Raw genomic sequence first — 12,660 nt, forward strand, 5'->3', positions numbered from 1 at the left:
CGCATATTCTGCAACGTTGGATGTTAGCGAAACCATCGACGACAGCGCCCCTCTCCCCGTCACTATACAGTCACTATACGGGGAGAGGATGCCGGCAGGCAGGTGAGGGGCAGCGCCAATGCCCGGAAAGGGTGAGGGGTAAATTCAAACCTGAAGCGATTGCCCTGGCCCTTCCGGTCTTGACGGCAGAAAAGATGTTCTTTACCGAGAAAAAACATTTGCCGCCCCTAGGCGAATAGCACCCGGGCGGCGACAGAGGAGAACAGCATGGCGGATCTGGCAGGCAAGATCGTTGTCGTCACGGCGGCGGCGCAAGGCATCGGCCGGGCGAGCGCGCTGGCTTTCGCCAAGGCGGGCGCCGTCGTCCATGCCACCGACATCAACGAGGTGATGCTCGCCGACTTAGGCAAGACGGCGGGCATCAAGACCCGCAAGCTCGACGTGCTGAACGACGAGGCGGTGATTTCGGCCTTTGCCGAGATCGGCGCCGTCGATGTGCTGTTCAACTGCGCCGGCTTTGTCCATTCAGGCTCGATCCTCGAGATGAAGGACGCCGATCTCGACTTTGCTTTGGATCTCAACGTTCGCTCGATGATCCGCACCATCCGCGCCGCGCTGCCCGGCATGCTGGAGCGCGGCGATGGCTCGATCATCAACATGGCGTCGCTGGCCGGCTCGACCAAGGGGGTGCCCAACCGCTTCGTCTATGGGCTGACCAAGGCTGCCGTCATCGGCCTGACCAAATCGGTCGCCGCCGACTATGTCGGCAAGGGCATACGCTGCAACGCCATTTGCCCCGGCACGGTCGAAAGCCCGTCGCTGGAGGACCGCATGCATGCGCAGGGCGACTACGAGGCGGCCCGCGCCGCCTTCATCGCCCGCCAGCCAATGGGCCGCCTCGGCACGCCCGAGGAAATCGCCGACCTTGCCGTCTATCTAGCTGGAGCCACCTATACGTCGGGGCAGGCTTATAATATCGACGGTGGCTGGTCGATCTAGGAGTCTGAAAATCCTATTCTGCCGGCGCCTGACGCGGCGTCTGCGCTTGCCTAGGCTCACGTACTTTAAGTACGCTCCGCTCCGGTTCTCGAAAACCACGCCACTCGCCGCAGCGGAGCGAGTTTGCAACGGCCTCTGGTCGCAACTGGGAGAAAAATTGCATGAAACTGCTGCGCTATGGCGAAGCGGGGAGCGAACGCCCCGGCCTGCTCGATGCGGATGGGACGATCCGCGACCTCTCCGCCCATGTCACCGACATTGCCGGCGAGGCGCTCGACCCGGCATCGCTCGAAACATTGTCGAAGCTCGATCCGCAATCGCTGCCGGCGGTTTCCGGCAAGCCGCGCATCGGCGCCTGTGTTGCGGGCACTGGCAAATTCATCTGCATTGGCCTCAACTATTCCGACCATGCCGCCGAGACCGGCGCCACCGTGCCGCCGGAGCCGATCATCTTCATGAAGGCAAGCTCGGCCATCGTCGGGCCAAACGACGACGTGCTGATCCCGCGCGGCTCGGTCAAGACCGACTGGGAAGTCGAGCTTGGCGTGGTCATCGGCAGAAAAGCCAAATACGTCACCGAGGCCGAGGCGCTGGACTATGTCGCCGGCTACTGCGTCGCGCATGATGTTTCCGAACGCGCCTTTCAGGCCGAGCGCCAGGGCCAGTGGACCAAGGGCAAGTCCTGCGACACGTTCGGGCCGATCGGCCCGTGGCTGGTCACCAAGGACGAGGTCGAGGACCCGCAGAACATTCCGATGTGGCTGAAGGTCAACGGCAAGACGATGCAGAACGGCTCGACCAGGACCATGGTCTATGGCGTCGCCTACCTCGTCTCCTATCTCAGCCAGTTCATGTCGCTGCATCCGGGCGACATCATCTCGACCGGCACGCCGCCCGGGGTTGGGCTGGGCATGAAGCCGCCGGTGTTCCTGAAGCCCGGCGACGTCGTCGAGCTCGGCATCGAAGGGCTGGGCATGCAGAGGCAGACGTTCAAGGCGGACGCGTAGGCGCTTCACTTGGGCAAGTTTGCGCCGCCCCTCATCTGCCTGCCGGCATCTTCTCCCCGTATAGTGACGGGGAGAAGGACGAAGCTCCAGCGCTGACGCCCCCCTCTCCCCGTCCCTATACGGGGAGAGGGTAAGGGTGAGGGGCAGCGCCAACCTTTGCCGCGAACTACTTCAGCACCTTGCCATCCGCTCCAAACCGATAGGTCTTGGCCGGATCCGGCGTCGCGTAGAGCGTGGCTCCCGGTTCGGCGTTGTAGACGCCAAAAATGCGCACGGTGATCAGCCCGGCCTTTTCGCAGTCGAGATAAAGGTTGGTGTCGGCGCCGAGGTGCTCGGCATGGACGACCGTGCCTTTCCAGGCGCCGGATTTCGCGTCGACGGTCAGGTGCTCTGGGCGGACGCCGATGGTCTTGGCCGTCTCGCCAAGCCTGGCGCCGTCGACGAAGTTCATCTTCGGCGAGCCGATGAAGCCGGCGACGAATTCATTCGCCGGCGCATTGTACAGTTCCATCGGTCCGCCGATCTGCTCGATCTTGCCCGCGTTAAGCACGACGATCTTGTCGGCCAGCGTCATCGCCTCGACCTGGTCGTGGGTGACGTAGATCATCGTCGCCCTCAGCCGGCGATGCAGTTGCGCAATCTCCAGCCTGGTGTTGACGCGCAGTGCGGCATCGAGGTTGGACAAAGGCTCGTCGAACAGAAAAAGCTTGGGCTCACGCACCACGGCGCGGCCGATGGCGACGCGCTGGCGCTGGCCGCCCGAAAGCTCGGCCGGGCGCCTGGCGAGATAGGGCTCCAGCGACAGCATCGACGAGGCAATGCCGATGCGGCGGTCGATCTCGGCCGCCGGCGTGCCCGCCTGCTTGAGGCCGAGGCCCATATTGTTCTTCACCGTCAAATGCGGGTAAAGCGCATAGGTCTGGAACACCATGGCGATGCCGCGTTTAGCCGGCGGCGTCGCGGAGACGTCCGCGCCGTCGATGACCACCCGCCCCGAGGTCGAATCCTCCAGCCCGGCGATGACCCTCAGCAGTGTCGATTTTCCGCAGCCGGAGGGGCCGACGAAGACGACGAATTCGCCGTCGGTCACTTCGAGGTTGATGCCCTTCAGCACCTCGACCGGCCCAAAGGCCTTCTTTACATTCTCGATGTTCAGCGAGCCCACGGCATTCCTCCGGATTGGAATGTGGGCGCCAGGGCACCCCCTGACGAAAATTCCCCTGTCACAATCGCACCGCCTTCCCGCTGCGCACGCTCTCGTCGGCGGCGAGGCAGACGGCGAGCGACTTCACCGCGTCGTCCATATGGCGGGTTAGATCCAGATCCTCGCGGACGGCCTTCAGCACAAAAGCCTGTTCGAGATCGCAGAGATCCTGATGGCCGGGCTCACCCTCCATCGACAGCATCTCATCCGGCTTGGCGAACTTGCCGTCCGCGCCGGTCGCCGCGCTGTGCAGGCGGATAGTCGAGGTCTTGGTGTGGGTGTCGATGTCGTCGGATTTGACGCCCTCTTTCATGACGATCGACACGCAGCCATTGGGCGAGATCACGTCCTTCACGAAGAACGCCGTCTCCGAGATCATCGGCCCCCAGCCGGCCTCGTACCAGCCGACCGAGCCGTCGTCGAACAGCACCTGCAGGTGGCCGTAATTGTACATCGTGGGCGCAATCTCGTCGGTCAGCCTCAGCCCCATGCCGCGCACCTCGACCGGCCTGGCGTCGGTGATCTGCAGCATCACATCGAGATAGTGCACGCCGCAATCGACGATCGGCGACGTCGTCTGCATCAACTGCTTGTGCGTCTCCCAGCTATGGCCGGAGGATTGCTGGTTGAGGTTCATGCGGAACACGTAAGGGCCACCGAGCTTGCGCGCCTCGGCGATCAACCTGATCCAGGACGGGTGATGGCGCAGGATGTAGCCGATCACCAGTTTTTTGCCGTTGGCCTTGGCCGCTGCGACGACGCGTTTGGCATCCGCCACCGTCGTCGCCAGCGGCTTTTCGACAAAGACATGGCAGCCGGCTTCGAATGCTTTGACCGCATAGTCGGCGTGGCTGTCGGAATAGGTGGCGATGCAGGCGATATCAGGCCTTTCGTCGCGCAGCGCCTCGTCGAAGGAGCGCCTGATGCCATAGCCGGAAAGCCCGGCCGGCAGCGGCACGTCCGAACGGTTGACAAGTGTCGCGATCCGGAAGCCCGGATTGGTGTGATAGGCCAGCGCGTGGCTGCGGCCCATATTGCCAAGACCGGCGACGACGACGCGAAGAGGTTTATCCTTACTCACTTGACCGCTCCCGAAGTAATGCCGCGGATCAGCTGCCGCGAGAAGATGACGTAGAGGATCAGCACTGGCATGATCGCCAGCGACAGCGCCGCCAGGATGGCGTTCCAGTTGGTGACGAATTGGCCGAGGAACAGCTGGGCGCCGAGCGTCACCGTCTTGGTTTCTTCGGACGGCGCCAGGATCAGCGGAAACCACAGATCGTTCCAGATCGGGATCATGGTGAAGACGGCAACCGTCGCCATCGACGGCCGCACCAGCGGCAGCACCAGCCGGAAGAAGATGGTGTATTCGGACAGGCCGTCGATGCGTCCGGCGTTCTTTAGATCGTCGGACACCTGCTTCATGAATTCCGACAGGATGAAGACGGCGAGCGGCAGGCCTTGCGCGGTGTAGACCAGGATCAGCGCCGTCAGCGTGTTGACCAGCCCGCTCGCCACCATCAGCTGCAGGATGGCGACGGTGCCGAGGCGGATCGGGATCATGATGCCGAGCGCCAGATAAAGCCCCATCATCGAATTGCCGCGAAAACGATATTCCGACAGCGCGAAGGCGGCCATCGCGCCGAACAGCAGCACGAAGAACAGCGAGGCGACGGTGACGACAAGACTGTTCTGGAAATAGTGGATGAAATCGCCCTGCCCGATCACCGTGGTGTAGCCGATCAGGTCGAAGGTTTTCGGGGTCGGCGGCGTCAGCGGCGCGCCGAAGATGCCGGCGCGGGATTTAAACGAATTCATGATGACGATGATCACCGGAAACAGCGCGATCACCGTGTAGGTCAACAGCACCGCATGGGCGCCGATGGTGCGGGGCAGGGAGTGGGTTGCCGTGCTCATATCGGCCCCCTAGAACTGATAGCGACGCAGGCGCGTCTGGACGAGGAACAGGTAGACGCAGACGCCGCCAAGGATGATCAGGAACATCATCGTGGCGATCGCCGCGCCCATGTTGGGATCGCCGACCTGCAGCTGGAAACCGAAGAAGGCGCGGTAGAGGAAGGTGCCGAGAATATCGGTCGAATAATTCGGCCCGGCCAGCGCGCCCTGCGCGGTGTAGATCAGGTCGAAGGCGTTGAAATTGCCGACGAAGGTGAGGATCGAGATGATGCCGATCGACGGCAGGATCAGCGGCAGCTTGATCTTCCAGAACTGCGACATGCCGGTGATGCCGTCGCATTCGGCGGCTTCGATCACCTCCTCGGGGATCGACAGCAATGCCGCATAGATCAGCATCATCGGGATGCCGACGAACTGCCACACCGAGATCAGGCTGAGCGTGGTCAGCGCATATTCTTCCTTGCCGAGCCACGGCGTGAACAGGTTTTTCAGGCCGACAAGATCCATCAGGTTCGGCGCCACGCCCCACAGCGGCGACAGGATCAGCTTCCAGGCGAAGCCGACGATGACAAAGGACAGGATCGTCGGCACGAAGATCGCGGTGCGGTAGAAGGCGGAGAATCTCAGCCGCGGGCTGGACAGCAGTGCGGCCAAAAGCACGCCGATCGGATTCTGCACGATCATGTGGATGATGAAGAACCAGATGTTGTTGCGCAGTGCGTTCCAGAAATTGACCGACCAGTTGGGATCGCCGAACAGCCTGCGGAAGTTTTCCAGCCCGACGAAGATTTGGGCCTGGTCGATGTTGCGGAACAGCGAGAGCTGCAGGGTGCCGGCCAGCGGCAGGATCATGATCGCCGTATAGACCAGCACCGCCGGCGCCAGGAAGACGACGATATGCCAGCGGAACGGTCGTTTCGGTGCTGCGGCCATGCGTTCGGTCCCCGCCGATCAAGTTCTTGCGATGCTTTCGACGGCAGCGCTGCCCCTCACCCTTACCCTCTCCCCGTGAAGGACGGGGAGAGGGGGGCGTCAGCGCCGGAGCTTCTCCCTTCTCCCCGTCACTATACGGGGAGAAGGTGCCGGCAGGCGGATGAGGGGCGGCGCCGTCGGTTGCAGTCGATGCTATCGAAAAAAGCAGAGCCGTCCACTTGCGACGGCCTTGCTTCCCCTGCGCTCTACTTCGCCGGCTTATACCAGCTGTCGAGGCCGTCCTGCAGCTTCTTGGCGGCAGCTTCCGGCGTGACGGTGCCGTTGATGACGTTGGCCGATTCAACCCACGTCTCGTTCTCGAGGTTCGGCGTGCCGCGCGACAGGATCTGGTAGGTCGAGCGGATCGTCGACTTGCACTTGTCGCGCCAGGAAACGAATTCCTGGGCCAGCGGGTCTTCCATCTTCACCGGGGTGTTGTTCAGGCTGAAGAAGCCCGGCAGCGCGTTGGCGTAGATGGTGGCGAAATCCGGCGAGGCGACCCAGGTCAGGAAGGTCTTGGCCACATCCGCATTCTTCGACGCCGCATTGAGGCCCATGCCGATGTCGGTGTGGTCGGAGATGTAGCAGGTGTCGCCGGCCTTCTGCACCGGCGGCGGGAACGCGCCCATCTTGAACTGCGCCTGGGTGTTGAACAGGCCGATCTCCCACGAGCCGGCCGGGTAGATGGCGGCGCGGCCGAGGGTGAACAGGTTCTGGCTGTCCGGATAGGTCTGCGCCTCGAAGCCGTCGCCGAGATACGGCTTCCATTTGGCGAGTTCGGCAAACGGCGCAACCCATTGCGGATCGGTCAGCTTCTGCTCGCCCTTGATCAGTGCCAGACGGCCTTCCTCGCCCTTCCAGTAGTTCGGGCCGATGTTCTGGTAGCCCATGGTCGCGGCTTCCCAGAGATCCTTGGTGCCCATCGCCATCGGGATGTAGGTGCCGTCGGCCTTGATCTTGTCGAGAGCGGCGTAGAACTCCTCATTGGTCGTCGGCACCTTGATGCCGAGCTGGTCGAAGGCGTCCTTGTTGTAGATGAAGCCGTGGATGACGGAAGCCATCGGCACGCAGAAGCTCGCCTTGCCGTCGTCGGTCTGCCAGGCGGCCTTGGCGACGTCGGAAAAATTCTCCATGCCGGGCAGCGTCGAGATATCGGCAAGATTGCCCTTCTTGAACAGTTCCAGCGACTTGTCGAACGGGCGGCAGGTGATCAGGTCGCCGGCCGAGCCGGCGGCGAGCTTGGCGCCGAGCGCGGCGTCATATTCGGTCGGCGCCGACGGCGCGAACACCACCTTGATGCCCGGGTTCTTGGCCTCAAAAGCCGGGATCAGCTTGTCCTTCCAGATGGCAAGGTCGTCGCCGCGCCAGCTCTCGATGTTGAGCGTTACGTCCTGGGCATAGGCCATTCCGGCCGAGCCGAGAATGCTGGTGCCGAGAAGCAGTGCCGTCAGTAGTTTGGTTGTCATGCTCAGTCTCCCTGTTGACCTTTTTCAGGTTCGGTTTTGAGAACAGAGGCTTTCCGCCCCATGCTCCCCTCGATCGCGGAAAGCGCCGGACGCAGCTTGTGGCCGGTTCCTTCCAGTATCTTCTGCGCCGCATCGGCACTGGCGGCGCCGGCGGCGAGCAGAATGGCGGTCTTGATGACGCCGCCGCTCTTCTCGAGCAGCTGCGCCGCATCGTCCCTGTCGCGTCCGCTGATGGCGGCAACGATGCGGGCGGCGCGGCCGCGCAGCTTGATGTTGTCGGCCATGAGATTGACCATGTAGCCGTCATGGACATGGCCAAGATGGATGGCGGTCAGCGTCGACAGCATGTTGAGCGCGATCTTCTGCGCGGTGCCGGCGCCCATGCGCGTCGAGCCGGCGATCAGCTCCGGCGGTGTTTCGAGCAGGATGGCGATGTCGGCCAGCCGAAGCAGCGGCGCATCCTTGTTGTTGGCGATGGCGATGGTCGCCGCGCCCCGCCGCCGGGCATCCTCGATCGCCCTGACCGCATAGGGCGTCGAGCCGCTGGCCGAGACCGCGATCAGGCAGTCGCCCTCGCCGATGCCGGCAGCGGCAACCGCCGCAGAGGCTTCGTCGGTGTCGTCCTCCGGCCCGCCGGCCAGTGTCTTGAAGGCATCGTCGCCGCCGGCGATCAGGATGGCGATGCGGTCGCGCTGAATGCCGAATGTGCCCGGCAGCTCCAGCGCATCGGCCAGCGCCATCAGGCCCGAGCTGCCGGCCGCTGCGTAAGCGAGCTTGCCGCCGCTGTTCAGCCGGCTGGCGATGATTTCGGCTGCCTTGGCAATTGCGGGAATGGCGCCGCGCACCGCCTTGGCGGCCTCGATCTGCGCATTGGCCAAAGAGGAAAGGATGGCGTCCGGGGCCTGGATGTCCAGCCCCTCGGCATTCTGGTGAAGCGCTTCGGTGCGCGTTTCGGCCATCCGCTTTCCCTCCAATCCAGAAAACAATACCAAAAAAATACCACTTGTCCACACGCATTAGTGATTTCCCTGACCGGAAATCGTCGTTATGGGAAAATGCGCAGATTTTTCAATTAAATACGCCTTAATCTTTTCGAAACAAAAATTAATCCTTGGCTATTGGTATTTTATTGGTATTATCAGTCCGGAGGAGACATCGCGTGAATTTCGTGCTTGGCATCGATGGCGGCGGCACCAGCTGCAGGGCGGCCCTTGCAACAGTGGACGGCGCCGTCATTGGCCGCGCCAAGAGCGGTGCGGCCAACATCCGCACCGATCTCACCGGCGCCAGGGCCAACATCGTCGAGGCGGCACGGCAGGCGTTTGTCGCCGCCGGGCAAGATCCTGAGCTGATCCCACAGACCCCGGCCATTCTTGGCCTCGCCGGCGCCAATGTCGGCACCTACAGGCAGCAGCTCGAAGCGATCCTGCCGTTCAGCCAAAGCCGCGTCGAGACCGATGCCGAGATCGCGCTGGAAGGCGCGGTCGGTTCCGGTGACGGCGCCATGGCCATTCTCGGCACCGGCACCGCCTATATGGCGCGCAGACAAGGCAAGTCGCGCGCCATCGGCGGCTGGGGATTCCAGGTCGGCGACCAGGGCAGCGGCGCCCGCATTGGCCGCGACTTGCTCGAACAGACGCTGCTCGCCTATGACGGCATCCGCCAGGGCTCGCCGCTGACGCAAGCCATGCTCGCCATCTTCCGCGACAATCCCGAGGATTTGGTCGAGTTCACCACCAATGCCAAACCCGGCGATTTCGGCGGCTTCGCGCCGAAGGTCTTCGACCATGCCGAAAAAGGCGACATGGTCGCCAACTGGATCCTCGACAAGGCGGTCGCCGATGTCGAGGCAGCACTCGGCGTGCTCGATCTCGGCGACGACGATCCGCTCTGCCTGCTCGGCGGGCTGGCGCCGCTCTATGCACCACGCCTGTCGGCGCGCTACCGGGCGCTGCTGAAGCCGCCGCTCGACGACGCGCTGGGCGGCGCCGTGCAGATGGCAGTTCGTGTCTTCGCCAAAGCGGCGGAGGCGGCGCGATGAGCGAAGCCGCCGATCAGATCTTCGCCACGCTGAAACAGTCGGCGCAAAGCGGCGCGCCGCTCTATCTGCAGCTCAGGAAGAGCATCGAGGACGCGGTCAATCGCGGCCTGATCGGGCCGGGCGACGCGCTGCCGTCCGAGCGCGACATCGCCAGCAAGGCCGACATTTCGCGGGTCACCGTGCGCAAGGCGGTGCAGGATCTGGTCAAGGGCGGCATCCTTGTCCAGCGTCACGGCTCCGGCACCTTCGTCGCGCCGCGGATGGAGCGCGTCGAGCAGTCGCTGTCACGGCTGACGTCTTTCACCGAGGATATGGCGCGGCGCGGCATGGCGGTGCGTTCGGCCTGGCTCGACCGCGGCCTCTATGCGCCCTCGCCGGACGAGATGATGGTGCTCGGCCTGTCATCGAACGAGCTGGTGGCGCGGGTGGCGCGCCTGCGCATTGCCAACGATACGCCGCTGGCGATCGAGCGTGCGGCACTGTCTGCCAGCGTGCTGCCCGACCCGGCGGCGATCGGTTCGTCGCTCTACGCGGCGCTTGAAACGACCGGCCGTCGGCCAGTACGGGCGGTGCAGCGCATTTCCGCCGCCAATCTCGGCGACGACGACGCGCGCCTGCTCGAAGTGCCGCCTGGCATTGCCGGCCTGCACATCGAGCGTATTTCCTATCTGGCGAGCGGCAAGGTGATCGAATTCACTCGCTCGATCTACAGGGGCGACGCCTATGATTTCGTCGCCGAACTCCGGCTCAGCGGGCCGGGTGAAGAGGGCCGGCCATGAGCGCAACCAAAACGCATATGCGGCGCGAGATCGAGGAGATCCCGGAGGCCACCGCGCGCCTGCTCGACGGCTCGGCAGCGGTGCTGACCGAAGCCGGGCGCGGCATTCGCGAGCGCGATCCGCAGTTCATCGTCACCGTAGCGCGCGGCTCCTCCGACCATGCCGCCACCTTCATGAAGTATGCGGTGGAACTGACCGCCGGCCTTGCCGTCGCGTCGGTCGGCCCGTCGATCGCTTCGATTTATGGCGCCAGACTCAGGCTGGCCGGCTCGGCCTGCCTGGCAATCTCGCAGTCAGGCAAGAGCCCGGACATCGTCGCCATGGCGCAAGCCGCGAGAGCCGGCGGTTCGCTGACCGTCGCCATCACCAACACCGCCGATTCGCCGCTGGCGCGGGCCTGCGATTATGCGATCGACATCCTGGCCGGCCCGGAGCGCAGCGTCGCGGCGACGAAGACCTTCGTCAATTCAGCCGTCGCCGGCCTCGCCTTGATGGCGCATAGCACCGGCGACGACAAGCTGCTGGCGGCGCTCGCCCGTTTGCCGGAACATTTCCGCAAGGCGATCGCCTGCGACTGGATGGCGCTCGCCAGCGCCCTTGAGACGCCGAAGTCTCTATTCATCCTTGGTCGCGGCCCGTCCGCGGCGATCGCCAATGAGGCGGCGCTGAAATTCAAGGAAACCTGCGCCATGCACGCCGAGGCCTATAGTGCAGCCGAAGTCATGCATGGCCCGCTGGCGCTGGTCGGGCCTGACTTTCCGGTGCTGGCGCTCGCCGCCCGCGATGCTTCCGAGCCGTCGGTCGCAGAGGCCGCCGACAACCTGGCGGGCAAGCGCGCGGCCGTCTTCGTGACTTCGGACAAGGCGACAAGCGCTCAGCACCTGCCGCATGTCGCCACCGGCCATCCACTGACCGACCCGCTGGCGCTGATCGTGTCGTTCTATGGCTTCGTCGAGGCCTTTGCCCGTCATCGCGGCCTCGATCCGGACACGCCACCCAATCTTCGCAAGGTGACGGAAACCATATGAGCGACCGTTTTGCCCTGACTGGCGCCCGGATTTTTGACGGCGACGACTGGCACGACAAGGCTGCCCTTGTCGTGCGAGACGGCCTCGTCGAGGCCATCGTTGCCACCGGAGCCGTCCCGTCCGGTGTCGAGCGTATCGAAACCGGCGGCGGCATGCTTGCGCCGGGCTTTGTCGACCTGCAGGTCAATGGCGGCGGCGGCGTCATGCTCAACGACCACCCCGATGTCGCTTCGATCGAAACCATCTGCCGGGCACATGCGCCGTTCGGCACGACGGCGCTGCTGCCGACGCTGATCACCGACACGCCTGCCATCACCGCAGCGGCGGTTGCCGCCGGAGCCGAGGCCGCACGGCAAAAGGTGCCTGGCTTTTTGGGTCTGCATCTCGAAGGCCCGCATCTGTCGATCGCCCGCAAGGGCGCGCATGACCCGGCGCTGATCCGGCCGATGCTGGATGCTGACCAGGCGATGCTGATTGCGGCGCGAAAAATCCTGCCGGTGCTGCTGACCACTGTCGCGCCGGAATCCGTCGACACCGTACGCGTTTCGACGCTCGTCGAGGCCGGCATCGTCGTCAGCCTCGGCCATTCCGACACCGGCTATGCCAAGGCGCGCGCGTTCACTGAGGCCGGCGCAACAATGGTCACCCATCTGTTCAACGCCATGAGCCAGATCGGCAACCGCGAGCCGGGTCTGGCTGGTGCCGCCATCGACACAGGCACATTGTTTCCCGGCATCATCGCCGACGGCATCCATGTCGATCCCGCCACCATGGCCATCGCGCTGCGCGCCAAGCAGGGCCCGGCAAAAATTTTCCTGGTCACCGACGCGATGGCGACGATCGGCACAGATATGACGTCTTTCACGCTGAACGGCCGCACCGTCTACCGCAAGGACGGCAGCCTGCGGCTTGCCGACGGCACGCTGGCGGGCGCCGATCTCGACATGATCTCCGCCCTCCGCTTCGTCCACCGTGTCGTCGGGCTGGACCTGTCGGAGGCCCTGCGCATGGCTTCGCTCTATCCGGCGCAGGCGATCGGCCAGTCGCACCGGCTCGGACGCTTCGCCAAAGGCACCGCCGCCGATATTGTTGCGCTGTCGGACGAATTGGAGGTGAAAAGCGTCTGGATAGAAGGCGACAAGGTTTTTGAGGTCGGTCTCGCAAAGAGCGCCTAGAGCGGTTCAGCTTTTGATAGAACCGCCGAACCGCTCTAAGTATTTGTTTTTACGCAATTCCTGACGGAAAAC

The 12,660-nt window shown here is 63.9% G+C and carries 12 protein-coding genes; 6 read left to right on the forward strand and 6 right to left on the reverse strand.

What is annotated here, in order from left to right:
- Positions 1-267 precede the first annotated feature (267 nt).
- Positions 268-999 (forward strand): SDR family oxidoreductase, encoded by a 732-nt coding sequence (locus NMG70_RS11955; RefSeq protein WP_254024705.1) that lies wholly within the window; start codon positions 268-270, stop codon positions 997-999.
- 161 nt (positions 1,000-1,160) lie between these two features.
- A complete protein-coding gene (locus NMG70_RS11960; protein WP_254024706.1) occupies positions 1,161-2,006 on the forward strand; it encodes a fumarylacetoacetate hydrolase family protein in 846 nt (281 codons plus the stop codon).
- A 166-nt stretch (positions 2,007-2,172) separates the two neighbouring features.
- On the opposite strand, the gene NMG70_RS11965 is transcribed toward NMG70_RS11960, so the two are convergent.
- The 6 genes from NMG70_RS11965 to NMG70_RS11990 form a co-directional block, all read right to left on the reverse strand.
- Positions 2,173-3,171 carry an ABC transporter ATP-binding protein gene (locus tag NMG70_RS11965; RefSeq protein WP_301555149.1) on the reverse strand — a complete coding sequence of 333 codons (999 nt, stop codon included), beginning with the start codon at positions 3,169-3,171 and terminating at the stop codon, positions 2,173-2,175.
- Positions 3,172-3,229: 58 nt separating this feature from the next.
- Positions 3,230-4,291: a Gfo/Idh/MocA family protein gene (locus NMG70_RS11970; protein WP_254024707.1), complete on the reverse strand. Its 1,062-nt coding sequence runs from the start codon at positions 4,289-4,291 to the stop codon at positions 3,230-3,232.
- A complete protein-coding gene (locus NMG70_RS11975) occupies positions 4,288-5,127 on the reverse strand; it encodes a carbohydrate ABC transporter permease (protein ID WP_254024708.1) in 840 nt (279 codons plus the stop codon). The genes NMG70_RS11970 and NMG70_RS11975 overlap by 4 nt, the downstream gene beginning before the upstream one ends.
- Positions 5,128-5,136: 9 nt before the next feature.
- Positions 5,137-6,060, reverse strand: a complete 924-nt coding sequence (locus NMG70_RS11980; protein ID WP_254024709.1) for a carbohydrate ABC transporter permease — start codon at positions 6,058-6,060, stop codon at positions 5,137-5,139.
- Positions 6,061-6,305: 245 nt separating this feature from the next.
- A complete protein-coding gene (locus NMG70_RS11985; protein ID WP_254024710.1) occupies positions 6,306-7,565 on the reverse strand; it encodes an ABC transporter substrate-binding protein in 1,260 nt (419 codons plus the stop codon).
- Positions 7,566-7,567: 2 nt separating this feature from the next.
- Positions 7,568-8,524 carry an N-acetylmuramic acid 6-phosphate etherase gene (locus tag NMG70_RS11990; RefSeq protein ID WP_254024711.1) on the reverse strand — a complete coding sequence of 319 codons (957 nt, stop codon included), beginning with the start codon at positions 8,522-8,524 and terminating at the stop codon, positions 7,568-7,570.
- A gap of 200 nt (positions 8,525-8,724) precedes the next feature.
- On the opposite strand from NMG70_RS11990, the gene NMG70_RS11995 reads away from it, so the two are divergent.
- Genes NMG70_RS11995 through nagA form a run of 4 tightly spaced genes read left to right on the forward strand, consistent with a single transcriptional unit; the run spans position 8,725 to position 12,588 of the window.
- On the forward strand, positions 8,725-9,606 hold the full coding sequence (locus NMG70_RS11995; RefSeq protein WP_254024712.1) for a glucosamine kinase nucleotide-binding domain-containing protein: 882 nt from the start codon (positions 8,725-8,727) through the stop codon (positions 9,604-9,606).
- Complete coding sequence (locus NMG70_RS12000) at positions 9,603-10,385, forward strand: GntR family transcriptional regulator (RefSeq protein ID WP_254024713.1); 783 nt, start codon at positions 9,603-9,605, stop codon at positions 10,383-10,385. Before NMG70_RS11995 ends, NMG70_RS12000 begins: the two co-directional genes overlap by 4 nt.
- Positions 10,382-11,413, forward strand: coding sequence for an SIS domain-containing protein (locus NMG70_RS12005; protein ID WP_254024714.1), 1,032 nt, complete (start codon positions 10,382-10,384; stop codon positions 11,411-11,413). Before NMG70_RS12000 ends, NMG70_RS12005 begins: the two co-directional genes overlap by 4 nt.
- Positions 11,410-12,588 (forward strand): N-acetylglucosamine-6-phosphate deacetylase, encoded by a 1,179-nt coding sequence (gene nagA / locus NMG70_RS12010; RefSeq protein ID WP_254024715.1) that lies wholly within the window; start codon positions 11,410-11,412, stop codon positions 12,586-12,588. Before NMG70_RS12005 ends, nagA begins: the two co-directional genes overlap by 4 nt.
- Positions 12,589-12,660: the final 72 nt, after the last annotated feature.

Origin of the sequence: Mesorhizobium ventifaucium (genome assembly GCF_935822925.1) — a bacterium.
GTDB classification, from domain to species: Bacteria; Pseudomonadota; Alphaproteobacteria; order Rhizobiales; family Rhizobiaceae; genus Mesorhizobium; species Mesorhizobium ventifaucium.